Annotated in this window: 17 protein-coding genes and 1 tRNA gene; 9 read left to right on the top strand and 9 right to left on the bottom strand. The window is 40.6% G+C overall.

The features are described 5' to 3' along the window. The first annotated feature begins 866 nt into the window (after positions 1–866). Together PPBDW_RS12655 and PPBDW_RS12650 are read left to right on the top strand one after the other, a co-directional pair. Positions 867–1,847 (top strand): sugar-binding transcriptional regulator, encoded by a 981-nt coding sequence (locus PPBDW_RS12655; protein ID WP_036795899.1) that lies wholly within the window; start codon positions 867–869, stop codon positions 1,845–1,847. Between the two features lie 107 nt (positions 1,848–1,954). Continuing rightward, a tRNA-Sec gene (locus PPBDW_RS12650) sits at positions 1,955–2,049 on the top strand. Positions 2,050–2,058: 9 nt separating this feature from the next. On the opposite strand, the gene selB is transcribed toward PPBDW_RS12650, so the two are convergent. The 5 genes from selB to fdnG form a co-directional block, all read right to left on the bottom strand. Next, positions 2,059–3,984: a selenocysteine-specific translation elongation factor gene (gene selB / locus PPBDW_RS12645; RefSeq protein WP_036795898.1), complete on the bottom strand. Its 1,926-nt coding sequence runs from the start codon at positions 3,982–3,984 to the stop codon at positions 2,059–2,061. A 17-nt stretch (positions 3,985–4,001) separates the two neighbouring features. Next, positions 4,002–4,892, bottom strand: coding sequence for a formate dehydrogenase accessory protein FdhE (gene fdhE / locus PPBDW_RS12640; RefSeq protein WP_036795897.1), 891 nt, complete (start codon positions 4,890–4,892; stop codon positions 4,002–4,004). Positions 4,893–4,994: 102 nt separating this feature from the next. Next, complete coding sequence (locus PPBDW_RS12635; protein WP_036795896.1) at positions 4,995–5,630, bottom strand: formate dehydrogenase subunit gamma; 636 nt, start codon at positions 5,628–5,630, stop codon at positions 4,995–4,997. After that, positions 5,627–6,502 (bottom strand): formate dehydrogenase subunit beta, encoded by an 876-nt coding sequence (fdxH, locus tag PPBDW_RS12630; protein ID WP_036795895.1) that lies wholly within the window; start codon positions 6,500–6,502, stop codon positions 5,627–5,629. The genes PPBDW_RS12635 and fdxH overlap by 4 nt, the downstream gene beginning before the upstream one ends. A gap of 3 nt (positions 6,503–6,505) precedes the next feature. Next, entirely contained in the window at positions 6,506–9,520 is a 3,015-nt protein-coding gene (fdnG, locus tag PPBDW_RS12625) for a formate dehydrogenase-N subunit alpha (protein WP_146145932.1), read from the bottom strand. A gap of 946 nt (positions 9,521–10,466) precedes the next feature. On the opposite strand from fdnG, the gene mepA reads away from it, so the two are divergent. Then, the gene (mepA, locus tag PPBDW_RS12615; RefSeq protein WP_107187655.1) at positions 10,467–11,276 is read left to right on the top strand and encodes a penicillin-insensitive murein endopeptidase; all 810 of its coding nucleotides are present in this window, start codon (positions 10,467–10,469) and stop codon (positions 11,274–11,276) included. A gap of 87 nt (positions 11,277–11,363) precedes the next feature. Here mepA and PPBDW_RS12610 read toward each other — a convergent pair whose 3' ends face one another. Together PPBDW_RS12610 and trhP are read right to left on the bottom strand one after the other, a co-directional pair. Further along, positions 11,364–11,618: a YfhL family 4Fe-4S dicluster ferredoxin gene (locus PPBDW_RS12610; protein ID WP_036795890.1), complete on the bottom strand. Its 255-nt coding sequence runs from the start codon at positions 11,616–11,618 to the stop codon at positions 11,364–11,366. A gap of 5 nt (positions 11,619–11,623) precedes the next feature. Next, positions 11,624–13,012, bottom strand: coding sequence for a prephenate-dependent tRNA uridine(34) hydroxylase TrhP (gene trhP / locus PPBDW_RS12605; protein ID WP_036795888.1), 1,389 nt, complete (start codon positions 13,010–13,012; stop codon positions 11,624–11,626). A gap of 313 nt (positions 13,013–13,325) precedes the next feature. Between trhP and PPBDW_RS12600 the strand changes: the two genes are divergently transcribed. Further along, on the top strand, positions 13,326–14,783 hold the full coding sequence (locus PPBDW_RS12600; protein WP_036795887.1) for a permease: 1,458 nt from the start codon (positions 13,326–13,328) through the stop codon (positions 14,781–14,783). A 133-nt stretch (positions 14,784–14,916) separates the two neighbouring features. Here the strand turns inward: PPBDW_RS12600 and rdgC are convergent, their stop codons facing one another. Continuing rightward, positions 14,917–15,828, bottom strand: coding sequence for a recombination-associated protein RdgC (gene rdgC, locus PPBDW_RS12595; protein WP_181316444.1), 912 nt, complete (start codon positions 15,826–15,828; stop codon positions 14,917–14,919). Positions 15,829–16,061: 233 nt separating this feature from the next. Between rdgC and PPBDW_RS12590 the strand changes: the two genes are divergently transcribed. From PPBDW_RS12590 to PPBDW_RS12570, 5 genes are all read left to right on the top strand, one after another. Continuing rightward, the gene (locus PPBDW_RS12590) at positions 16,062–17,303 is read left to right on the top strand and encodes an exonuclease SbcCD subunit D C-terminal domain-containing protein (RefSeq protein ID WP_036795883.1); all 1,242 of its coding nucleotides are present in this window, start codon (positions 16,062–16,064) and stop codon (positions 17,301–17,303) included. A 5-nt stretch (positions 17,304–17,308) separates the two neighbouring features. Then, entirely contained in the window at positions 17,309–21,106 is a 3,798-nt protein-coding gene (locus PPBDW_RS12585; RefSeq protein ID WP_036795881.1) for an AAA family ATPase, read from the top strand. 178 nt (positions 21,107–21,284) lie between these two features. After that, positions 21,285–21,974 carry a phosphate regulon transcriptional regulator PhoB gene (phoB, locus tag PPBDW_RS12580; protein ID WP_036795880.1) on the top strand — a complete coding sequence of 230 codons (690 nt, stop codon included), beginning with the start codon at positions 21,285–21,287 and terminating at the stop codon, positions 21,972–21,974. Positions 21,975–22,127: 153 nt separating this feature from the next. Further along, on the top strand, positions 22,128–23,462 hold the full coding sequence (phoR, locus tag PPBDW_RS12575; RefSeq protein WP_036795879.1) for a phosphate regulon sensor histidine kinase PhoR: 1,335 nt from the start codon (positions 22,128–22,130) through the stop codon (positions 23,460–23,462). 22 nt (positions 23,463–23,484) lie between these two features. Next, entirely contained in the window at positions 23,485–24,489 is a 1,005-nt protein-coding gene (locus tag PPBDW_RS12570) for a PstS family phosphate ABC transporter substrate-binding protein (protein ID WP_201798171.1), read from the top strand. An 88-nt stretch (positions 24,490–24,577) separates the two neighbouring features. Here PPBDW_RS12570 and PPBDW_RS12565 read toward each other — a convergent pair whose 3' ends face one another. Further along, positions 24,578–26,734 carry an autotransporter domain-containing protein gene (locus PPBDW_RS12565; protein WP_036795878.1) on the bottom strand — a complete coding sequence of 719 codons (2,157 nt, stop codon included), beginning with the start codon at positions 26,732–26,734 and terminating at the stop codon, positions 24,578–24,580. Positions 26,735–26,762: the final 28 nt, after the last annotated feature.

The following is a 26,762-nucleotide window of genomic DNA, read 5'->3' as shown; positions in this document are numbered from 1 at the left end:
AATGATTATGTTACGTGGTAGTTCAGTTGGTTAGGCTCTTTATTAGGAAGCTTAGCGGCCTGTCATGTCGGGGGGCGTGCTGATGTTTGGAATGGTAAGTCCCGTCCACTCCGCCATTATTAAAGAGACCTGAATCTAACGATTCAGGTTTTTTTTCGTCTGTAGAAAATGATTATGTTACGTGGTAGTTCAGTTGGTTAGGCTCTTTATTAGGAAGCTTAGCGGCCTGTCATGTCGGGGGGCGTGCTGATGTTCGGAATGGTAAGTCCCGTCCACATCACATTATTAAAGAGACCTGAATCTAACGATTCAGGTTTTTTTTCGTCTGTAGAAAATGGTAATGATAGCGCGGGCTATCATCCGTCATCTCGAAAGGGAGGCACGAGCTATCCGTGATCTGCTTATCACGTGTTTGAGCATTAAAGAAACCAATAAAAAAGCAGCTAAAACAATAACTCTACAACGTGCTAATAATAGATTCCCTATCTCGTTCGTAACCTCACTGTAGGGAATGACGGCAGAGGGCTTAAATTTAGTCATAAACTTGTTGTGCTTTGATGGCTCGTTACTCTGAGGTGTCGTTATTTGTTGGATATCAATCAATATTATTATATCGAAAATAGCTTTTAGGTTTAGGTGCACCAAAAGCTGTACAAACTGAACACTCTTTAATTATCAATTAGATAGTGATGTGATTTTATTCGGCCTACGGTGTATTAAAAAGATGGTTATGTTTTTGATGATCATGGCTTTTAAAGCTGTACATGGCCATAGGTGTAGCATGTGCGTTAATAACCTCTCGATTTTGATTTGGCAGTGTTAGAATAAGCCATTGATCTAAGTGCCCGTATATGAAGGACAAAGTGATGAGCAGTTTGAATAATGAAAATAATCATGCTGAGAATGATCAGCTGACTGAAATTGCTATTGCCTATTATCAAGAAGGTGCAACTCAGGAAGAAATATCACAACGTTTTGGCATGTCTCGTGCCAAAATTGGTCGTTTACTTCGTCGCGCACGCGATGAAGGGGTGGTTGAGATCACCGTTAAATATCATCCGGTATTTAGTGAAAAGTTAGAACAGCAATTAATTGAGCGGTTTAATCTAAAACGGGCGTTGATTGCATTAGATCAACCTGATGATGAATCTCAACGTCAACAGGTGGCGAGCCTTGTCTCTGGCTATCTTGCTGCGACATTATCTGATGATATGGTGGTAGCTGTTGGGCAAGGGCGAAATATTGCTTCAATTGCCAATCATGTTGGAGTTGTACCACATCGGAACTGCCGTTTTGTGTGTGGTATTGGTGGTACTCACCGTTCTGGCAATGCTATTAATGCCGATCATATTTGTCGTCAATTAGCTAAAAAATATGATGGTATCAGTGAAACGCTATATGCCCCGGCTTATGTTGAAGATATTATTGTTAAAGAAGCATTCATGAAAAATGGCACTGTTAAGGAAACGTTGGATCGCGCTCGTCGCGCTGATGTTGCTTTAGTGGGAGTTGGTGATATGAATGAAAATAGTCATATGGTGAAGTTAGGCTGGTTCACTCCTCAAGAGATAGTAGAAGCACGTATTCGTAAAGGTGTTGTCGGTGATATTGCGGGTTATGATTTTTTTGATAGCCAAGGTAAACAAGCGGATACCATGATGAGTGATCGAGTGATTGGTTTAACCATGGATGAACTACGTCATATTCCAACAGTAGTGGTCACTGCTGCAGAAAATAGTAAAGCATTAGCCTTATTAGGTGCGCTGCGATCTGGGGTTGTCGATGTGCTTGCGACCAGTGTTAGTAATGCTTTAACGATTCTAAATCTTGATCAGCAGATGAAATAGATGGTTATTTAGACAATTGATCTATAAAAGAAACCGCTATCTTAATCAATGCTAGATAGCGGTTGCAGAATATACCTTAAAGCAATAAAATACATTTTCTATATAAAGGAAGAACGTCGTATCCGGTGATGCGTCCGGATTTCAAATCCGGGTAGGGCTGCCAGCAGTCCTGGGTAGGTTCGACTCCTATGTTCTTCCGCCACTTCTCTGTTTATTCTTGCTGTAATAAATCCTGATCTTTTAATTCGCGATAATTAAATTTACGTTTAGTAAAACCAATCTTGTCAAAATATTCTAATAATTGAATTGCAACTTTACGACCTAGCTGACTGATATTTCTAAATTCAGCCGTTTCTAGTTTTTGATGTTGAGCGGTATGTTGACGTACCTCAGTTGCCATTTGTACTAGATATTGATGTGTTACATAACGATCTTTAACGATAGCGGCAACATAGCTTAATTGCGCAAGTTTATAGTTTAATTTGCGAATATCATTTTCATCTTCACCAATTTCAGCAGCAAGATCACGTACCCACCATGGTTGGGGATCACTAATCATCAGTTGTTCTATTTGCTGCCACCATTGTTGCTCAGTTGCGGTGAGCTGTAACTTATGCTCGGCTAAGTGCAACCAACCTCGAGTATTTGCTAACAGTTGTTGATTGAGCAATTGGGTGATAATTGCATTAAAGATAATTTGGGGCTGATTCAGCGCCGTCATTCGATATAGACGATCTTTACCAACACCAAGGTTATCTTGAGCTTGCTGATGATACTGCTTTAAGGTGGTGATAATGTGTTGCTGTAGCGCCTGCTGATAGTTGTTATAACAAAGGTAATCGCCATATTGGTTGATGGCCGTATTCGTGACTAATAGCTGGCTAATAACATCAGCTTGACACTGATGTTGTTCGATCAATTGTTGGTGTGATTGGGGCGCATGCTGGAGCTTAAACTCAATGATATCACTGAGTGTATTTAAGCCTGCGCGTTGATTGAGGTATTCAAGTCGCTGAGGTTTACGTTTGCCACGATTCGGTGGGAGTAGATCAATAACAATTGCGCTGCCAAGGTTGGTTTTTTGAGCAGGATCGCGCAGTAATAAGCGATCTTGTTCGGTTAAACATAATGGCGTATCAAGTGTTATTTCCGCAAGTGCGCTATCGCCACTCGTTAATTGATTATCTTCTAATAATGCAATACGGCCAGTGGTGTGGGTAGCCGCATGGAAAACTTGAATGTTTTGCCAGTGCTTAATGGGTTGATTAGCGTTTAATTTAACCGTGACTCGAGTGATTATTTCCGTAGGCGCAGTGTGTAATAACCAATCACCGCGTTTTAACTGTGCTTTATCAATATCACCGCTAATATTAAGCGCTACCCGTTGATTTGCTGTTGCAAATTCAGCTGATTTACCTTGAGCATGGATACTCTTTACTCGCACAACATGAGCTTGGCTATGGCCTTTTTTAAGGTTGCTATGGCTGACTAAGCACAGGCTATCACCGATATTAATCTGACCATTTAAAGCGGTTCCTGTTACCACTAAACCTGAGCCTTTAACGTGAAACGCGCGGTCAATAGCAAGTTTAAAATTAAGCGTGTTATCGTGCTGCTGTTCATTGTCTGCAAGTTCAATTAGATGTTGTTTGAGAGCATCAATACCCTCATTGGTGACGGCTGAACAATGAAAGATCGTCGCTTGAGTAAACCCATATTGAACTAATAACTGGCTTAATTTAGCTTCGAGTTGCTGCTGTTGCTCAAAGGTAGTGAGATCTGATTTGGTGATCGCCACTGTTAAGCTATCCATGGCTAATAAGCGCAGAATAGTTAGGTGTTCATAGCTTTGAGGCATCATGCCTTCATCACCAGCAACAATTAGCATTGCGTGGTGCGCGGTGCCTACGCCCGCGAGCATATTGGATAGGAACTTTTCATGGCCTGGTACATCAATAAAACCTAAGGTTTGGTGCTGATTAGATTTTGTTGAGTGATAAGCCATAAAAGCATAGCCTAAATCAATAGTGAGCCCGCGTTGTTGCTCTTCTGGCAGTCGATCGGCATTGATCCCAGTAAGGGCATGTAATAGTTTGGTTTTACCATGATCGACATGGCCAGCTGTAGCAATAATCATAACGTTACTCTAAAGCGTTATTGAGCGAGGGGCAGTAAAAAAGGATTAAAGCCACTACGATAGAATTCCATTTGACTAAGTTTTTGATCAAGCACTAGTGTCGCAAGATCATCAGCGATAGGATCTAATTGTGGATTCTTCTCTAGTACCAACATTTTTAAGTAGCTATGGCAATGACCACAAGTTTCAGCGCGAACGCTATCTTCTAGTGATTCACTTTGAAGTTGAATATTTTCGCCATCACCACATTGAGTACATTCCGCACGTAATCGGTGCCATTGTGCTTCACATTGGCTGCAATGTAGGTAACGATGACCACTGCCTTGGATTAAACTTGCGGCAGGTGCGCCACCACAAAGAGGGCAATGTGATTGTTTGGCATTCGCTTCTGGTTGCCATTCTAGTTTGGTATTCGCTACGATTAAGCTCATTAACGTATTAATACAACCCCAAAGGATTATAGCGATATCAGCGGGTACGCGTTCAGCTTGATTTTGCTGTAAAGCATGAAAGTAATGCTGCAATGTTTGTTGATCAATTTGGCTAATATTATCGATAACCTTAACGATATCATCGCTAACAACAGGACGCAGTGCAGAGGTTAGCTGGGTTAGCATTGGGTCTAAAATTGCTTGCCAAGTACCATCAATTTCAACTGGCCATGTTAGTGTTTTCGTTTGTAATTGCTGCTGTACTGCGCTATTAAAAGTATCAACTAAATGCAGTTGTTGCTGCACTATTTGTCCAGCTAATAACAGGTAATCTGCCATAAAAGAATCTTGTGCCAACTGACGTAAACGTGCTGCGCGGGCATGAAAAATGGTGGCGGGATCACCAATAATTAGCGGACTAAAGCCATCACTTTTTTGTTTAATAATGGTGTCTTTATCTAAAATTTTAACGCTCATACAGATATCCAATTATAAGAATACCAACCACGGTAAACCGAGGTTGGTATAGAAATAAAGAACGGATAAACAACGAGGCTTATCCGTTCTAGAGCTATGTTATTAGTGTTGGTCTTTGTTGTCAGATAGAGAACGGAACCAACGTGGGTGATGTTTCTTCGCCCAAGCGGGAGAAACCTTACCTTCTAACATGCCGTCAATAGAGCCTTTTACCCAATACGCCATGTAGGCATGGATAATTAAACTTAAGGCAAATACTAAGGCGGTGACTGAGTGAACAATCAATGCAATACGGATAACATCAATACTGAAGTATGCCGAAAAGTAAGCACGCCATGCGATTAAACCAGTGATCAGTAAAATGAGGCCACAGGCAATAAACTGACGCAGAAGCATTTTTTGACCAGCGTTATATTGACCAGCTTCCGGTACATTTTCTTCGTTTTCAGTTAGTACATCTTTTACTTTTAGCATCCATTGGAGATCACCTTTTTCAAAGTGGTTATGGCTCCAATAACGGATCACAAGGAAAAATAAACCCACTGTCATCACAATTGCACCGAACGGGTGCAAAATACGAGCAAGTTGTGGTGTTCCGTAGACATAGCTAAGGAAGTGCAATGGTGCAAACATAAAAGATAGCCCAGACAATAAAGTCCAGATACCTGTTAACGCAACAGTCCAATGCACAACACGATCTAAAGGCTTATGACGTAAAATTGTTTGGTTCAAACTCATTTCTCATCCCCTTCATCTTCAGCAACACGACTACGACCAACAGTTACACGGTGGATAGCAGCAAGTGCTAATGTACCGACTAAACCGGCTGCTGCTAGTGGCTTAAGATCGTCTTTCCATAATTTCACTGTTTCGCTGATTTTAGGATCTTTAGGGAGATCGTAACGCTCAGGATCAGTGACATCGTGTAGAACATAAATCACATGCGTACCGCCAACACCTTGTGGGTTGTAGATACCTGCTTTTTTATGGCCTTTGGCTTGTAGTGCCGTAACACGTTGGTTGGCATACTCAAGAATTTCTTCACGAGGGCCAAAACGTAGTGCGCCTGTTGGACAGGTTTTAGCACATGAAGGCACTTGACCTGCCTGAAGACGATCAAGACATAAGGTACATTTGTAAACGCGGTTATCAACTGGGTTCATACGCGGAATATCAAATGGGCAGCCTGCGATACAGTAACCGCAACCGACACATTTTTCCGAGTTGAAATCGACTACGCCGTTTTCATATTGCACGATAGCGCCAGGTTCTGGACAGGCTTTTAAACAGCCTGGATCAGAACAGTGCATGCAGCTATGTTTGCTAAATAGCCACTTGAATTTATTATCTTCTTCAATTTCTTTGAAGTGGATAGTGGTCCAAGTTTCAGCGGTCGTATTCGGCGGATTTTGGTAAGAACCTTCAAAGGTACCTACTTTACCGCGTAAGTTGTTCCACTCACTACAGGCATCCATACAGCCTTTACAGCCAGTACAGCATGTTACATCGATTAACTTTGTTACCTGAATTTGACGCTCACGCGCATCAGGAGATGGAGTAATCGACGATGTAGCAGAACTACGAATAATATTCTGTGATTCCATACCCATGGCTTACTTCACCTTCTCTACGTTAACCAAAAATGCCTTGTATTCAGGCGTTTGTGAGTTAGCGTCACCGACACATGGCGATAACGTATTCGCAAGGTAACCCGGCTTAGTATCGCCTTCGTAGCCCCAGTGAATCGGAATACCGACAGTGTGAACTGCTTGGCCGTTAACATGTAGTGGCGTAATACGTTTCGATACATAAGCTTTAGCTACAATAGCGCCACGCTTAGATGTCACACGTACCATGTCAGCATTGTTAATACCACGCTCCTTCGCTAAACCTTCGCCAATTTCTACAAATTGTTCAGGTTGTAGTACAGCATTGAAGTGAGAGTGACTTGTCCAGGTATGGAAGTGCTCAGTCAGACGATAAGTGGTCCCCACGAATGGGTAGTCTTCTTTCGTACCTAGTTGAGCTGCATCATCTTTGAACAAACGTGCCGCTGGGTTTGAAATCACATTTTTATGTAATGGGTTGGTACCAATCGGTGTTTCAAACGGTTCGTAGTGCTCAGGGAACGGACCTTCAGCCATTTTATCAAGAGCGAACAGACGACCAACGCCTTCTGGTTGCATGATAAATGGACCAGCATTGCTTGATGGTGGCAATTTAGCGTTAAAGTCAGGCACATCAGGGCCGACCCACTTGCTACCATTCCATTCAACCAAGATACGTGATTTATCCCATGGTGTGCCGTCTGGACGTGTTGATGCACGGTTGTACAATACTCGACGGTTTGCAGGCCATGACCATGCCCAGTTAGGTGCAATACCTAAACCAGATGGATCGCTGTTATCACGACGTGCTGTTTGGTTACCCGCTTCTGTCCAACTACCAGTGTATAACCAACAAGCTGCATTGGTTGAACCATCAGCCTTTAGTTTACTAAAGCTAGATAGCTGCTTACCGTTAGCATCTTTACCGTTAAGTTCTTGCGCTAACTCTTTAGTATTTGGCGCTGAAGGGATCGCATAGTTCCAATCAAGTGCTAGGATCGGATCAGGGTATGTACCGCCATGTTGTTGATACATATCACGCATCTTCAAGAAGATACCGGCTAAGATCTCTGCATCACCCTTAGCTTCTCCTGGCATGTCAGCAGCTTTCCAGTGCCATTGTAACCAACGTGCTGAACTTACGATGGTGCCATCTTCTTCAGCAAAACAAGCACAAGGTAAACGGAACACTTCAGTGTTAATGCTTGCGGTATCAACTTCATTAACGTTAGGTTTATTCTGCCAGAACGTAGAAGTCTCAGTTGCAAGAGGATCAACAACCACTAAGTATTTAAGCTTAGATAGTGCATCCAATGTTTTTTGCTTGTTAGACATAGAAGCAACAGGGTTGAAACCTTGACAGATATAGCCATTCATTTCGCCTTTGTTCATCATTTCGAACACGCGCAACATGTCATAGCCTTGATCCCACTTCGGCATCATATCGTAACCAAAGTTATTTTCAGCGGTTGCATTTTTGCCGTAGAAAGACTTTAGTAATGACACGAAGAATGCTGGGTAGTGCTGCCAGTAGTTGGTTTGATCCGCTTCAAGTGCCACTGGTGTGTGGTGCTTAAGGTGAGCGGCCAAATCAACATCTTTATCCGATGGTAGTTTTAAGTAACCCGGTAAACTTTGTGCTAACAAGCCAAGGTCAGTAATACCTTGAATGTTAGAGTGACCACGTAAGGCATTAACACCGCCGCCAGCCACGCCCATGTTACCTAGTAGTAACTGGATCATTGCCATACAACGGATGTTTTCAGCGCCTTTAGAGTGCTGAGTCCAGCCTGTAGCATATAAGATAGTCGCAACGCGGTTATCCGCAGCTGTGCTACCTAGTGCTTTACAGACGTGATCAAACATATCAACAGGTGTACCTGTGATATTTGAAACAACGTCAGGTGTATAACGGGCAACGTGATCTTTAAGTAGGTTCCATACACAGCGAGGATGTTGTAGTGATTCATCCTTTAGCGCATAACCTTGATCGTCAAGTTGGTAGAACCAGCTGCTACGATCGTACTGACGTTTCTCGGCGTCATAGCCAGAGAATAGACCATCGTGGAACGCGTAATCATCGCGTACGATAAAGCTAGCGTTAGTGTATGCTTTAACATACTCATGATTCACTTGGCTGCTAGCGATTAGGTAGCGAATAGCACCTAATAAGAAAGCAATATCGGCACCTGAACGGATCGGTGCATAGTGATCAGCTACTGCTGCTGTACGCGTGAAACGTGGATCAACCACAATGATTTCAGCGTTGTTATTTTTTTGAGCTTCAATCGCCCAGCGGAAGCCTACAGGGTGTGCTTCTGCTGCGTTACCGCCCATAACAAGAATAAGGTTGGCATTTTTGATATCAACCCAGTTGTTGGTCATCGCGCCGCGGCCAAATGTTGGAGCAAGACTTGCTACCGTTGGGCCGTGTCAAATACGCGCTTGAGTGTCTACAGGAACCATACCCAAGCCACGGGCAAATTTCTGAGTTAACCAACCATTTTCATTACTTTCCGCTGAGGCACAAAGCATGCCTGTTGTTAGCCAGCGGTTTACTGTGGTGCCTTCATCATTGGTTTTTACCAAGTTAGCATCACGGTCTTGTTTCATTAGTTTAGCGATACGGCTAAATGCTTCGTCCCATGTTAGACGTTGCCATTTATCTGAACCTGGAGCGCGGTATTCTGGGAATTTCAAACGTTGTTCGCTGTTAACAAAACCAGCTAGGCCCGCACCTTTAGGACATAATGCACCACGGCTTACTGGATGATCAGGATCACCCTCAACGTGGAACACTTTTTGTTTAATATTACCGCCAGTAGCACCAGTGCTATACAGTAATGTGCCACAGCCCACTGAACAATAAGAACAGGTATTACGTGTTTCTTTGGCTGCAGTTAATTTGAACTCACGAGCTTGTGCCCATGCTTTTTGCGGTATTGTGGCAAGGGAAGCAATTGTAGTTGTTGCTACAGCCCCTGCGCACAATTTAAATAATTGACGTCTACTTATATTCAATCTCAAAAGACCTTATTAGAAATAAAGAAGATGGTGAAATTTACGAGGTTATTATATGGGTGAATATAATGTCGTCAAATATTGCTATTAGGTAAGGTTTTTTGAAAATTAGAATAAAAAATTAAATAATATATATATATATTTAAATATCATTAATAACTAATGATGTAGTTATCATACTTTAAAGCAAAAAAGAGGTAATTATGATTGAGTGATAATTATTTGCATTTATAGTTGTGGTTGTTTTATTATATTTACTCATGTTTTATTTTTAATGGTAAATATCTTTATATAATACGTTGTAGGCGATTATTTTATTATTGGTTGAAAGTTAAACGCTGCAATAATTAGTTGATTAGTTTGTTTTTTTGTTAACTGAGGATAAATTAATTTTCAAGTAATAATAACTAATTTTGCAATATTTCCTTTTTAATCATAATGTTAGTTTTTTGCTTTTTTTGTTTTTAATCTGTGCATTTTTATATTTAAATATAGTGCTAATAATGGGTTTTTTTATTTAAAAGTAAAATAGACATGAGAGTTTAACTTTTAATGCAATTAATTGAAATCTTAAATGTCAAATATGATATATTTTGGTGTTTATTTAATAGGCGATATTAGATTGAGGATGTTAATAACAGTTTATTTTTTTTATAAAATATTATTTTTTTATAATTATGAACAGTTAATATCATCAGTTAAAGAATAAAGTTGTTGCGTTATTTGTTGTTTGTTGTGACTGAATAATTAATATTTTAATTTAAATGATAACAGTAAAGTAATAATGGTTGTATTTTAGTTACCATGATGTGTGCTCGATATTAGCGTAAATATGCCTATTTTATTGGTAGCTGAATTTTGCATCATTAAACAGTTGCGTTATCATTATGATTACCAATGAGAGAAAGGAAGAGTAATGTATTTAGGGAAGATAATCATGGGCTTGATGCTCATTTGTATGAGCCAAGCTGTGATGGCGACAGCGTGGGAAAAAGTAACACAACCAAGTAGTGGCGATTCAAGTTCGATTGGTTCGTATGCTAATGGCTGTCTTGCCGGTGGTGAAGATTTACCACTTCAAGGTGATGGCTATCAAGTGATACGTTCTGAGCGTGGGCGTTATTATGGCCACAGTGAAATGATTGTTTTTTTACAGCAATTGATGAAGCAATCACAGCAACTAAAAATTGGTAATGTGCTGGTGGGCGATATTGCAATGCCACGTGGTGGGCGCTTCTCATCTGGCCATGCTAGTCACCAAACAGGGTTAGATGCTGATATTTGGTTACGGATACCGGAAAAGCCATTATCACAGCAAGAACTAAAAACAGTTGCTGCACTGCCAATGGTTGATGTGAACAATTACCAGATCATTGAGAAGAATTGGAGCTCTAAGCAAGCACAGCTTATTCAGTTAGCGGCAAGTGATGATCGAGTAGCGCGGATCTTTGTTCATCCAGTGATCAAACAACAGCTATGTAAAACCGAATGGAAGCAGCGCGATTGGCTGAGTAAAGTACGACCTTGGTTTGGTCATTATTATCATTTTCATGTGCGTTTAAATTGCCCAGAAGGCAGTACTACTTGTGAGCCACAAACGCCGCCGCCAGCAGGTGATGGTTGTGGAACTGAGCTTGCATCGTGGGCGCCAAATTATAAAGCGCCAGTAACTACAAAGCCGATTAGCGATGTTAAGCCGAAGCCAAAACCAGTAAAAGTATTACCACCAATGTGTGCAATGGTTTTGAAAAGCTAGTATTGATTGATATTTATATTGATTCAATAAAAAAGCGCCGCCCAGTTAACTGAGTGGCGCTTTTTTTATACGGTTTATTATTGAAAACTAAGCAAGACCTTGCAGGGTGACAAACTTTTCAAGTAGTTCATCGTCTGACTCAACATGCTCAGGATCAGTAATAATGCAATTGGTAATAGGACAAACTGACTGGCAGGTTGGCTTATCATAGTGCCCTTTACATTCTGTGCAGCGATCAGGATTAATTTCGTAAAACTCATCCCCCATAGTGATTGCCTCATTTGGGCATTCAGGATCACACATATCACAGTTAATGCATTTAGTTGTAATGAGCAGCGCCATAATGCTTATTTACCGTCTTTAGGTGCGTGTGGATTACGGGTATCTTCACCGTTACCTAAGTTACGCATTAATAGACCAAAATCTAGATCCATATCAGAAGGCATTGGAATAAACACAAAATGGCCATTGCCTTTAGCGTCGTCAATGATTTCTGATTTACGGTTTTCCATGGTTTCAAGTTTGAAAATAACGTTACCTTTTGGCGTCATTACTTCAAGGCTATCGCCAACAATAAATTTGTTTTTCACTTCAACTTCAGCTAAGTCACCACGGCGTACGCCAGTGAACTCGCCTACAAATTGTTGGGTATCTGAAATTGAGTAACCGTAATCATAATTCTGGTAAGCATCATGGGTGTGGCGACGAAGGAAGCCTTCGGTATAACCACGGTGTGCTAGGCTTTCTAATGTACCAAGTAATGAATCATCAAATGGCTTGCCCGCAACCGCATCATCAATTGCTTTACGGTAAACTTGCGCAGTACGTGCACAGTAGTAGAAAGACTTAGTACGGCCTTCAATTTTTAGTGAGTGCACTCCCATTTTGGTTAGGCGCTCAACATGTTGTACGGCACGAAGATCTTTAGAGTTCATGATGTAAGTACCATGCTCATCTTCAAATGCTGCCATTTTTTCTTCAGGGCGGTGAGATTCGCTCAGCAATACAACATCGTCAATTGGCTTACCCAGTCCTAGAGTATTGTCTGGACGTGACTCAACTTCTTGAATCTGAATTGCGTCTTGGGTTTCAACAATTTGACCAGCATCGTTTTCGACTGCTTTTTCTACTTTGTATTCCCAACGGCATGAGTTCGTGCATGTACCTTGGTTAGGATCGCGTTTGTTGATGTAGCCAGATAACAGACAACGACCAGAGTAAGCCATGCAAAGCGCACCGTGAACAAAGATTTCTAGTTCAGTATCAGGGCAGTGCTCACGAATTTCTTCGATTTCTTCTAATGATAGCTCACGAGAAAGAATGACACGCTCAACGCCTTGGCTCGCCCAGAATTTAACGGTCGCCCAGTTAACAGCATTAGCTTGCACTGACAGATGAATTACTACTTCAGGAAATGCTTCACGAACCATCATGATCAAACCAGGATCTGACATGATAAGTGCATCAGGACCCATATCTACAATCGGCTTTAAATCACGAATGAAAGTTTTAAGCTTTGAGTTATGCGGTTGAATATTACAAACCACGTACAGCTTTTTACCTTGTGCGTGAGCTTCATCGATACCAATTTTAAGGTTGTCGTGATTGAATTCATTGTTACGAACACGAAGGCTGTAACGTGGTTGGCCTGCATAAACAGCATCTGCACCATAGGCAAATGCGTAACGCATATTTTTAAGGCTACCGGCTGGAGATAGTAATTCTGGTTTAAACATTGCTCAGTTCTCTATAGATGTCTGATTCCAAATCAGCCTATAACACCTTGTGCTATAGGGAGGAGGCGAGATTCTACGTTTTTCATTACCATATTGCCAATTTTCTTAAAAATAATTGGCAATGAAAAATCAACACTATTATAGAAGGAGGTATATATTTAATTGGCATTATTTAATTAATTTAGATATCTGCACCTTTAAATACATACTTATTGTGCATTAAGTACATGATTTATATTTTAGTGCACTATATGCTGGTGGTTAGCACAATATTGTCACTAATGAGTGACAGCATACATTAAAGAAGGTAGTTATGATCGGTCACGATATAAGTGGGTTAGTGATCCACGTATTTTCAACATTCGGTAATATGATATGGCAAATTTTCTGGCCGTTAGCGTTTGGCCTCATACTATCGTCATGGATTCGTAATTTTATTCCAGTATCAAGTGTGGTTAAACATCTTGGTAAAACGACTCCTGTGAGTCTTGGTTTTACTACTTTTTTAGGGATGGTGTCGTCATCGTGTTCTTATGCCGCCGCATCGTTATCACATACCTTATTAGTTAAAAAATCAACTGTCGCTAATGCAATGGCATTTTTAGTTTCAAGTACTAACTTGATTGTCGAGATGTTTATTGTCTTAGTTGCATTAATGGGCTGGACGTTTTTATGGGGTGAAGTGATTGGTGGCTTGATTCTGATCGTTACGGTTGGATTTTTATTTAGCCGCTTTTTCCCTAAAGATGTCGAACAAGAAATGCGCCAACATTTAGAGGATGCTCAACCTCAGAAAGCCAGCTGTGGTATGGATATGTCTGAAATGAGCGGTGATGGCAGTGATTGCGGCATGGACATGTCAAAGATGAAGTCTGATGACAGTGATTGCGGGATGGACATGTCAAAGATGAAGTCTGATGACAGTGGTTGCGGGATGGACATGTCAAAGATGAAGCCTGATGACAGTGACTGTGGCATGGATATGTCAAAGATGAAGTCTGATGACAGTGACTGTGGCATGGACATGTCAAAGATGAAGTCTGATGACAGTGACTGTGGCATGGACATGTCAAAGATGAAGTCCGATGACAGTGATTGCGGGATGGACATGTCAAAGATGAAGTCTAACGATAGTAGTGCTATGGATATGGCAGCTAAACCACAATCACCGATGATGGAAAAAATCACTAAATCAGCCGGTTTCTTCCAAATGGATATTGCCATGATTGGTAAAGAAATTCTGATTGGGGTAGTGGTTTCTTCACTCTTAATCGCCCTAATGCCGCAAGATGGTTGGCGCGCACTATTTATTAGTAACGATGCGGGCTTACCGGTTTGGTTACACTCTTTCCTTGATGTGATCATTGGTATTTTTGTGGCGATGATTGCCTATGTGTGTTCAGTCGGTAATCTTATTTTAGCCGCAGCGTTATGGCATGGCGGGATTTCATTTGGTGGTGTGATTGGCTTTATTCTATCGGATGTATTAACGATCCCAATGATTCGTGTGTATCAAAAATACTACGGTAAACGTCCAGCTAAATGGATGGTTGGGTTGTTATTTGTCGCTATTTTATTTACTGGATTATGTGTTGATGCGATCTTTAACGGCTTTGGTTGGGTAACGAGCGATCAAACAGTACGGACGTTAAATCAATCAGGCTTTGGTTTTAATATGACCACAGTAATGAACTTGATTTTCATTCCGCTTTCTATTTGGTATTACAAAGTGGGTAAAAAAGCCAATGCTGGCATGGGTATGAGCATGTAGCAGCTATTGCTTTTAATAATCGTTATACAGTCAGTAGAGTATAAAAAGAGCCGTAACGTGAAATAACGCGACGGCTCTTTTTTTTGTTATCTAGGTGACGTTTTTTGTTACTTACACTCAAGAAAAATTAGGATTAACCTTTATTTTCTAAACCACCGATAACATCAAATAGGTTTGGTAAAAATACTGAGAATTCACCCCCCATTAGTGATAGATCTGCATCAATACGTTGTGCCATATCTTCACGATCGATATCTTCGTTTTGATCTTTGATTTCATCTGAGAATTTAAGACGTTTAACACTTAAGTCATCCGCTAAAATAAAATCAATACGATCTTGCCAATTAAGCGCTAGTTTAGTCACAACTTTATTGGCTTCAATGTGCGCTAGAATCTCATCGCAATTTAAATCTTGCTGCTTACAGCGGATCACGCCGCCGTCTTCTTCAACGGCTTTAAATTCAGCTTCTTCACCAATAGTAAAACCTTGTGGTGATTGGTTGCTACGAACCCACTCTGTAAGAGTTAATGCCAATGGTTTTTCAGACACTACTGGGACTACTGGTAGGCTACCAATAGATTTACGTAATAATGCTAATACATCTTCAGCTTTTTTGTAGCTACCGGCATCAACCACGATATAACCTAATTTAGGCATGATTAACGCATAAGTTTGATGTTGACGACTGAACGCGCGTGGCAGTAAATCCATCACGATTTCATCTTTTAGGGTGTCTTTCTCCGTCTTTTTCAGCTTACGGCCAAGATCTTTTTCCTGCATTTCAATTTTGTTGTTCAATGATTCTTTTATCACTGATGCTGGTAGCATTTTTTCTTCTTTGCGAGCGCAAATTAAAATATTGTCACCAGAGACATGGGTAAACATATCACCATGCTTGCCAAGTGCGTGTGCCCAGCCAAACTTTTGAATATCTTGGCTACCACAAGGGGTAAAGCGGAATTCTTCCAGCTGTTTTTCTATTTGGTCTGCATTTAAGTCAATCTCACGCGTAAAACGGTAAGTCAGTATATTTTTAAACCACATCATGCTAGTCACGCTTCCTAGGGTAAACAGTCGGGGGCTTATCTTAACCTAACCACTGCAAATTACTAAGTGACGTTTGTTATTGAGGTTGCAGATAGCACAATAAGTGACTGAGCTGTTTATTAAAAACAAATTTTTGTGACAGTTCCCCTTTAGTGAGCAAATTGTGTGTGGTTTAGAGCTTCACACGGTACAATCAACAGATTATTACTGGCTTGGTAGCGCACTATATTATGAAGATTATCCATACCTCAGACTGGCATCTTGGGCATCAATTACATGGCTATAACCGTGACTATGAACATCAAGCATTCTTAGACTGGTTAGCAGATGAGCTTGAACAGCAACAAGCTGATGCTTTATTAGTGGCAGGAGATATTTTCGATAGCGCCAATCCACCGGCCAGTGCGTGGCGAATGTTATATCGCTTCCTTGCCCGACTCTCAAAAACATTACCGAAGTTAGATGTGGTGATGATAGGGGGCAACCATGATTCGCCAAGCAAATTGGATGCGCCGCATGAGTTATTAAAAGCGTTTGATTTGCATATGGTCGGCGGTATTCATCGTTTTGCCGATGGCACATTAGATGTTGAACGGATGTTGGTGCCATTAACCAATAAAGAAAAACAAACAGTTGCTTATGTGCTCGCAGTGCCATTTTTACGCAGTGCTGATTTGCGAACCGATAACCTTGATGATAGCGATGACCGCTTAATTAAAGGGGTGGAAGTGCTCTATAGCGAAATGACTCAAGCTGCTCGAACGCTGATGAATCCAGAGCAAGCAATGATTGGTATGGGTCACGCGTATATGGCATCTGGCAAGTTATCTGAAATGTCAGAACGTCGAGTCTTAGGTGGCAATCAACACGCGCTGCCTGCGTCTATTTTTGCTGATGACATGAGTTATGTTGCCCTTGGACACCTCCATTTAGCTCAAAAAGTGGCGAAGAAAGATCATGTGCGTTACAGCGGCTCACCGATTCCATTATCGATGTCGGAGCGTAATTATAACCACCAAATTATAGCAGTAGAATTTGATGGCAATAACGTTAAAGCGATTGAAGAGATCAGTATTCCTCGCTGTGTCGATATGCTTAAAGTGCCAACAAAACCAGCACCGCTAGATGAAGTGTTAGCAGCATTGAAAGCCTTACCTGACGATGAGCTGCCACGTGAACAACAGCCCTTTTTAGAAGTGCATGTATTGCTTGATAAACCACAAGCCTTATTGCGTGAAAAAGTGCTGCAAGCATTAGAAGACAAATCCGTTCGGCTAGCCAAAATTGCGCCGCATTATAGCCAACGAGAGCAACAACATGGCTTACAGCATCGCCGCTTATCTGAGGTCTCGCCTCAGCAAGTATTTGCATTAAGTTGGAATAAGAAATTTGATGGCGAACCAACCGAAGCGATGACTGAAGCGTTTGAAACTCTGTTAACTCACGTTGAAGAACAAGAAGAAGAGAGATAAAAATAATGAAAATCCTTGCGCTTCGTGGCGAAAATTTAGCGAGTTTACAAACCAAATTTGAGATTGATTTTGCTGGTGGCCGCTTAGCTGATGCTGGCTTGTTTGCAATCACGGGTAAAACCGGTGCGGGTAAATCAACTTTACTCGATGCGATTTGTTTAGCTTTGTATGATCGTATTCCGCGTTTGCAATCAAATAAAAAAAATGATGCTGAAATTGGCCGTGATGATGAAGATAACCGTATTAAAGCCAATGATGTCCGCAGTATTTTATCGCGCGGTAAGGGCGAAGGTTTTGCTGAGGTTGATTTTATTGCTAACGATGGCTCACATTGGCGCTCACATTGGCATGTTCGTCGTGCCCGTGGGCGCGCCGAAGGTAAAATTCAAGCAGCTGAACAATGGTTAGAAAACATTGAAACAGGGCAGCGATTTGCCGGTAAAAAACAAGAGTTGCAAGCCGAAATAGAAAAGTTGATTGGGTTAAGTTTTGATCAATTTCGTCGTGCAGTGATGTTGCCACAAGGCGAGTTCGCGGCATTTCTAAAAGCAGGGGCTGATGAACGTGCAGCGCTGTTAGAGCGTATGACTGGCGGTGAAATTTACGGTCGATTATCCATTGCTGCTTATGAACGTGCCAAAGATGAAAAGCTTAAACTGACGCAACTTCAAGGCAAGTTAGGTGATATCGCACTGCTAACTGATGAAGAGCGCGAAGCATTAAAGATTCAATTAGCATCTGCTCGTGAGCAAGTGAATAGTCAGCAACAACAGCTAGATCAACTAAAACAGCACCAAGATGTGTTGGTCAGTGCTGAAAAACTGACTCAACGTATTGCTGAAAGTGAACAGCAGTTAGTGCAAGCTAAGCAAGCCCAACAATTGGCTGCGCCACGTTATCTCCAACTTGAAAAATATGAGCAAGCGCTACCTGCGCGCAGTGATTTCAGCTTATTAACCCAAGCTAAACAGCAACTGGTTAAATGGACAGTCACTGAGCAGCAAACAGGTGCAACGTTAATTGACAAGCAGCAACAACAAAGCCAATTACAATTAAATACTCAGCACAGCCAGCAGCAATTAGTGCAAAAACAACAAGCATTTAATGAGCTTGAACCTAAACTAAAACAAGCGGCAAGCATTGAGCAAAAACGTGATGGTTTGCAGCAACAAAGCGCTGAGCTACAACAGCAGTTAGCTGGCTTAAATAACGAACTCACTACCCAGCGTGAGCAACTAGTGAGTAAGCAAAAGCAACAGCAATCAGCACAATTACAACAGCAACAAGTGATGACTTCTGTTGCTGAAACTCAAGGGATTAAAGCCTTAGCAGAACAGCAAACAGCGATCAAAGATAACATCAGCCAGTTCCAACAAGCACAAGCCAAAGTTACACAATTACAAACCGACATTAAGCAGCGTCAAACGGCATTAGCGATAATTTCTGAGCAGAAAATTCAATTTGATCAACAGCTCTCAGCGCTTGATCAACAACAGCAGCAATTAAGCCAACAAACGGCTGAGCTAGATCTCAATGCATTAGAGCAATTACAAGATCAGCAACGCCAACACTATGGCACTTATCAGCAACTGAGTAGTAAGCTCAAAGAGAGTCTATTCGGTTTGGATAAATGGCATGGATTGTTGCAACAGCGCGATAAATCCCAGCTTCAGCATCAAGGTTTAGTGACCCATATTGCCAGCAGTGAACAGCGTTTAATCGCCTTAGCACCTGAGCTATTGCAATTAGATACGCAACACAAAGAAGTGGAGTTGCAGTTAAACCAAAGCCGAGCCGTGATGAGCTTAGCGGATTATCGTGAGCAATTAGTGGAAGGAGAGTCTTGTCCACTATGTGGTGCGGCTGATCACCCTTATCAGCTGCATAATCCGCAAGTTGAAACCATTATTAGCCAGCAGCAACAACGATTACAGCAATTAGCGCAACAATTGCAAGATAGCCATGCAGAGCAGCGCCAGTTAGCCCAATCTATCGCGCAAGATAAGCAACGTCAAATCGAGCTTGAGCAAGATATATCAGGGCTCAATAATACCATTCAGGGCTTAGTCAATCAGCAGCAATGTCATTGGACGGATTTAATGGCAGTGGATTTGAATGCAATCACCTTAGCGGAAATTGTGTTATCAATCGAAAGTGATTTAGCTCAGCTTTCTCATTATCAAGCGAATTGGTCACAAGCGTTAGATGATGCATCCACTCAAATGCAGCAGATTAAAGTGCAGGGTGAACAGCGCAAGTTGATGATTGCAGATGTGAAGAGAAAACAGCTGCAATTACAGCAGGTAACAAAGCAAGAAGCAGACTTAAAAGAACAATGTTACCAGTTAACTCAGCAGCAAACTCAGGCTCAAGAACAGCTTAATTCTTTTATTGCCCAAGCCGAAACCCAGCAAAAGGTGGTCAATGAACGCCAACAAGCGTTAATGGTCATTTATGGTAATGACGCATGGTTAAGTGCGTTAGCGCAGCAAGGACAAGCCGGCTTTATTGCTGCCCTAGAACGACAAATTCAACAGTATCAAACAAATGTAGAACAACAACAGCAGCTTGAAAAACAACTGACAGAATTAGCGCCGATATTGGCAACGCTAGCTAACAGTGTTCAATATGCCGAGCAACAATCAAATGAGATGATGCTTAAAGTTAACCGTTTGATTGAGGAGCAACAAGCCTGTTGGCAGCAACGTGTTGAGCTTATCGGTGAGCAGCCGTTAGAAACTATTGAACGTGTAGCTAAAGTTGATATAGAACAGCAGCAGCAACAATACCAAAGCCTGCAAACACAACTCAATCAATTAGCGGAAGTAATTGCAGCTGAACAAGCAAAACAGCACAACGCGACCCAACAGTTAGCTGAATCTGAAGCGGTGCAAGACAAGCAGCAACAAGTGTGGCAAACCTGGCTTGAAAAACTGGCTATAACTGAAACTGAATTAATTGCATTGTTAAATAAAGATGAAACATGGTTACAGCAGCTGCGTCGCGAACTTAAACAGTTACAACAAGCTGTATCTCAAGGCGAAACCATTGTTAAAGAAAGACAGCAAGCTAAGAGCGATTATCAGCCGACAGTTGAAGCGGCAGTGCTGTGGTTTAGCCAGCACGAGATCGTTGATGATATTGCTAAACAGCAACAATTATTGTTGCAGTGGCAAGCGGAAAAAGGGCAACTGGATGATCAGGTTTTCCAATTGCGTCAACGTTTAGTTCAAGCAGAACAAGCAGAACAACAAGCGGGGGATTTACGCACAGCATTAGTTACTCAACAAACGCAAACTGAACTTTGGATGGATATGAGCGATTTAATCGGTCAAGCAAATGGCAATAAATTCCGTACCTTGGCGCAAGGTTTAACATTGCAGCAGCTAGTGATTAATGCTAACCATCATCTGCAAGATCTTGCGCCGCGCTATGCATTGCAACCTGTTCCAGGAAGCCCATTAGCGTTACAAGTTATTGATCATGATATGGGTGATGAAGTACGCAGTGTTGAATCGTTATCTGGCGGGGAAAGTTTTCTGGTATCACTGTCTTTAGCTCTGGCATTAGCCTCTTTGGCTGCAGATACTCGACAACTGGGTTCATTGTTTATTGATGAAGGTTTTGGCACCCTTGATCCCGATAGTTTAGAGATGGCATTAGCCTGTTTAGATGCGCTGCAAGCTGATGGGCGTCAAATTGGTGTGATCTCGCATGTTGGCACTTTAGTCGAGCGGATTGGAGTGCAAGTTGCAGTGGAAGCGATGGGAGGTGGCCGTAGTCAAATTGTCATTAAAGGGTAATAAGATTTACGGCAATCGCTAGGTTGTTTTTGTTGTAGTATCAATCGATAAGGCTGTTTTTAATGGTTGTTATTGGTTTTATTAAAACCAGCTTTATCTGTAAAAGTCACAAAAGTGTCATAATTTACACACATAATGACGCATGTCAGAGAAAACAAACGACTAGGTATATTTGATTATGGCAAGACGGATTCTTGTAGTAGAAGACGAAGCACCGATTCGCGAAATGTTGTGTTTTGTACTAGAGCAAAATGGATATCAAGCTATAGAAGCTGAAGATTACGATAGTGCATTAGAAAAAATGTGCGAGCCGTATCCTGAGTTGATCTTAATGGATTGGATGTTACCTGGGGGCTCTGGCATTAACTTGATCAAACATTTCAAGCGTGATGAACTGACTCGCCAAATTCCAGTAGTGATGTTAACTGCTCGCGGTGAAGAAGAGGATAAAATACGTGGGTTGGAAGTGGGAGCGGATGATTACATCACCAAACCATTTTCACCTAAAGAGCTAATGGCGCGTTTGAAAGCCGTTATGCGCCGTGCTTCACCAACTGCTTTAGATGATGTGATTGATGTTCAAGGTTTAAAGTTAGATCCTGTTTCACATCGCGTAACCTCAGCTGATGAGCCGCTAGATATGGGGCCGACTGAGTTCAAGATGTTGCACTTTTTTATGACTCACCAAGAGCGGGTTTATAGCCGCGAGCAATTGCTGAATAATGTGTGGGGCACCAATGTTTATGTTGAAGATCGTACCGTTGATGTGCATATTCGTCGCTTACGTAAAGCGCTTGAAAATGGTGGTCACGATAAGATGATTCAAACGGTACGTGGCGCGGGATATCGCTTTTCAACCCGTATATAGATATCACGTTGTGCTGACGCCAGCAATGGCAAACTATTAACCGTCATTGTTATCGTGAGACTACGATAACAATGACGGTTGTGTTGGTTTTATCGAATAGAAAAATAGCGTAACGGAACCATAGTACTCCTCCGTTGTTGCTAGGAGTAAAACGTGGTGGAAAGATTGACATGGAAAAGGCTGGTTGGGGAGCTGATATTATTCTATCTACCTTGGCTCGTGCTTGGCGCTATTTTTGGCTATCTACCGTGGTTTTTATTAATTGCCACTTGGATTCAACTCGGATGGCATTTTCATAACCAACTTAAAATGTCGAATTGGTTATGGAAAGATCGTAGCTTAACGCCACCTTCTGGTTCTGGCAGTTGGGAGCCTCTCTTTAATGGTATTTATCGTTTGCAGCAACGTAATCGTCGCCGTCGTAAAGAACTCACAACCTTAATCCGTCGTTTCCGTAATGGTGCTGAATCATTGCCTGATGCGGTCGTCGTATTTCGTAGTGAAGGCAACATTGTTTGGTGTAATAAATTAGCTCAGCAATTATTAGGCTTGCGTTGGCCTGATGATAGCGGCCAACCGATTAGCAACTTGCTACGTAGTCCTGATTTTGTGCGCTACTTATCCCGCCAAGCATTTGATACCCCATTAGAAATCACTTCACCAATGAACTATGACCGTACCTTAGAATTGCGGATCATGCGTTATACCGAAGGTGAATATCTGATGGCCGTACGTGATGTGTCACAGTTAAAGCAATTGGAAGGCATGCGACGTAACTTTTTTGCCAATGTTTCCCATGAATTGCGTACTCCAATGACAGTTTTACAAGGCTATCTTGAAATGGCACAAGATCCTGAAATGCTCATGGGGCCGATGTGGGATCGTGCTCATGGAGTCATGACCGAACAATTAGCAAGGATGAATGCATTAGTTGAGCAATTACTGACATTATCTAAAATTGAAGCTGCACCAACAATTGAACTTGAAGAAATAGTTGATGTGCCCGCAATGCTCGATATTTTAGAAAAAGAAGCGATGTCACTTAGTACTAATAAAGATCAATCGTTTACTTTTGAGGTTGATAATAGCTTAAAAGTGTTTGGTGATAATGATCAACTGCGAAGTGCGATTTCGAATTTGGTTTATAACGCGGTTAAACATACTCCAAATGATGCAGCAATCCATGTGCGTTGGTATCGTTCACCAACAGGGCCTCGATTAGAAGTTACAGATAGTGGGGAAGGTATTGCCGCGCAACATATTCACCGTTTAACCGAACGTTTTTATCGAGTTGATAAAGCCCGTTCGCGTGAAACTGGCGGTAGTGGTTTAGGGCTAGCGATTGTTAAACATGCATTAAGTCATCATGATGCTCATTTAGAAATCGATAGTGAGCTTGATAAAGGCAGTACTTTCTCATTTACATTGCCAAATCGATTAGTGGCAGATACAGCACTACCTCATGCAGTAATCAATGATCATCAATAAAAGGTAAGGATACCTCATGCTAATGTCACCGCTAACGAAAATGATCACTATGACGATAAGTGGACTCACTTTGTGGAGTGCGATGGCATTAGTACCTGTTGTAGCCGCGACACCTGCTGTTGTCGTCGTGGATACCCAATTACAGCCTTACCATAAAGTGAGCGGTATCTCTGGCAATTTGTCTTCGGTTGGATCAGATACGTTAGCTAACTTAATGACCTATTGGACTGAAGCGTTTAAGCGCCAATATCCAAACGTTAATATTCAAATTCAAACGTCAGGTTCATCTACTGCCCCTACTGCGCTGGTGGAAGCGACGGCGCAATTAGGGCCGATGAGTCGCGAAATGAAAACCAAAGAAATTGAAGCGTTTGAGAAAGAATATGGTTATAAACCAACAGCAATTAAAGTTGCTGTTGATGCTTTAGCTGTGTTTGTACATGAAGATAATCCTCTTCAAGGCATTAATTTTAAGCAGTTAGACGCGATATATTCGCGGACCTTACGCTGCGGCGCATTAGTGCCAATCACTCGTTGGGGCCAACTAGGGTTACCCAATAGCTGGCAACAGCGAGATATTCAATTATTTGGCCGTAACTCGGTATCCGGTACTTATGGCGATTTTAAAAAGCGCGCCTTATGTCGTGGTGATTTTCGTAATAACGTTAATGAACAACCGGGGTCTGCATCAGTAGTGCAATCAGTATCGACTTCGCTGAATGCGATTGGTTATTCAGGGATTGGTTATAAAACGACGGGTATTCGCGCCATTCCAGTGGCTCGTGAGGGCACTGATTATGTTGAAGCTACCGTTGAAAATTCGATCAATGGTAACTATCCGTTATCGCGCTATTTGTATTTGTATATCAATAAACATCCCAACAAAGCACTCGCTCCGATGGAGCAAGAGTTTTTGCGGTTTATTTTATCGAGTGATGGTCAGAATATTGTACAAAAAGATGGTTATATTCCATTACCAGTTACGATTGTAAATGAAAATATGGTTAAGTTGGGACTTAAAGATTAATTGCTATGTTAAGGCTACTGATAAGATTAGATCTTATTGTCGCCTTAACATAATTTACTAAAACACGCAGAACTTTCTGATTTTACAATCAAAAACTATATCTGTATGCAATTAACTCATTGAGATTATGATGGTCATAAATAACATCAGCATACACATTAGATTGGTCTGAAACTTTCACATTTAACCCAGCAGTCACATTAAGCCAAGTCTTATCATCTTTTACCTGTGCAAATTGACTAACATTTATATCTGTTGCAGTAATGTTATGGCTCTTGTTGAATTTATTATAAACACTAAGTTGAATAAATGGTTGATATAAATATTTACTTTGGAAATCACGGTTTATATTAATACCAACTCGGCCAATAATATTATTTTGCTTAACTGAATCCATTTTTGTGTCAGACTCATAGCCAACTAAATTATAACTATTTTGGCTATAGTTTTGATAAATTAGTTGAGTTTGAGGGATGATATTAATCTTGTGATACTTGAATAAATATCCAGTTTCAATTGAAGATGTGAATATTTTAGAGTTAAAAGATTCAGTTTCATTTGAAATTGTAGGGTTAATTTTAGATTTGTATAACCCAAAACCATTCACAAAATCAAAATAATAGTTAGGTTTTTTGATTGTGGTGTAGTTATAGACGCTTATAGCATCAGTATTATTTACTTCGCTATTATATGAAAAATCTAATTTTCCTAGATTTAACATTAAACCAGAATCAATGTGTTTATTATTATTGTTGTTATAAAATGTATACCCTAATGTTAATGTATTGCTCGATAGTTGACCATCATTAATATTTTGTTTTTTCGAATTATATTTCACCCAAACATCATGCTTTGAGGTGTTAATAAATGATCCCTGACGTTGATATAAACTGCCTGTATTTGATAATGAGTAATCTGATAGTGCTAATGGTGTGTAAACATTAATATAGTTAACTTTATTTAGCGAAGATTGAAGATAATAATCATTATCAATATTTTTTAAGTTATAAACTAATATCCCTCGATTAATAGGTTTGGTCATAGTTATATGATGATTTGAAGATAGATTTTCATTATTAATGATTTTTATACCATTACCAAGCGTATTTCTACCTGTTTTTCCTAACCCACTAAAGTTTAATTTTAAATTTCCAGATATACCGTTCTTAACATTAATTAAATCAGTTGAAAAGTTGTTTAAATTGGACGAGATTTTAACCGTATAGTCACCAGAAATGGAGTTTGAATTTAATGTTACTGGCTTTTTACTTGGAAATGAAATGGTATTGTTATTATTGTTACTTATAATGTTTGAAATAGTTGATGTTCCATTAACATTAATTAATGAACCATTTAATGTTACTGTATCAGCTTTTGAACCTGAATTAGTATTCAAGGTGCTGTTTGTTAAGGTGTTTTTACCATTCATTGAGTTGTTGTTATTTATAATGCTATTATTGGTTGCAGTAACATTAGAAATAACGCCACCAGTATTAACATTGATAATACTGTGATGGCTTTCAATATTATTAATAGTACCTTTATTATTTGAGTTTATGGTGCTATCAGTACTTTTTATTTTATTTATATATCCAGAATTAGTTACATTTATAAGACTATGATTTTCAGCGGTTACATTGTTTTGTGTTCCACCTTTCTTAGATTGAAGTCCAACATAATCATAACTACGATTGAATTTTGAATTTGAAGATACTACTGGCGAATATGTATATTCTCTTCCTCCTTCGGTGTTTATTGAGTTATAAACTTTACCATAATATTCATTAAGCACCCCTCCCTCATTAATTGTACCTTTTGTAACAGAGTTAATACCAGTCCATAAATTACCACCCTTTAATAGGTGAGTGTTAGTGGCATAGGCTTTATTTTTAGTTAATTGCTCAGATAAAGGTTTATCAACCCAATGGCCATTTTTATATTCTTGATTTCTATTCTCCCCGATATTTAAAAAACCATTATTTTCAATGGTGGCATTATTTGACTTAGCGCCTCCATTAACGTAAAAATAAGCTCCCATCCCTGAGGCTGAATTAGTTGTACCTTCGGCTATAGTTTTATTTGCCACAGCATTATCAGTTATCGATAATTTACCATTAGGCATGATAATTACATTATTTAATAGGTCACTTCCGCCATAGTTTGTATTGCTAGTTTTAGATGTGATCGTAATGTCATTAATAGCAGATAAGTTGGGGAGTTGATTAGAATTAAAACCTGAAATCATGATATACCTTATAATAAGACCAAATAAA

Source organism: Photobacterium kishitanii (assembly GCF_000613045.3).
Taxonomy (GTDB): Bacteria; Pseudomonadota; Gammaproteobacteria; order Enterobacterales; family Vibrionaceae; genus Photobacterium; species Photobacterium kishitanii.
This window is presented reverse-complemented; position numbering and strand designations above follow the sequence as displayed.